Annotated in this window: 1 protein-coding gene; it reads right to left on the reverse strand. The window is 46.4% G+C overall.

Features of this window, described 5'->3' with window-relative positions; genetic code table 11:
* On the reverse strand, positions 1-280 hold a 280-nt coding region (locus SB659_RS19330; protein WP_410551563.1), incomplete at both ends, for a 3'-5' exonuclease.

Genomic DNA, 280 nt, shown 5'->3' on the forward strand with positions numbered 1-280 from the left:
TACGCTGCATTTTCGGTTCAGAACCGTCACGACCGATGGTCAGTTTGATACCCAGTTTTTCCGCACGTTTCGCCAGGTACGGCAGGTCGAAAGAGTCACCGTTGTAGGTGATGATGATGTCCGGGTCTTTTTCACGGATGATTTTCAGGAAACGTTTGATCATTTCACGTTCAGAAGAAACAACTTCAACGTACGGCAGGTCGATTTTTTTCCAGGTGATAACTTTCGCTTCTTCTTCGTCCGCGTAAGAGATCATGATGATCGGACCTTTACCGAATTC

The organism is Arthrobacter sp. SIMBA_036 (assembly GCF_046535135.1).
Taxonomy (GTDB): domain Bacteria; phylum Actinomycetota; class Actinomycetes; order Actinomycetales; family Micrococcaceae; genus Arthrobacter.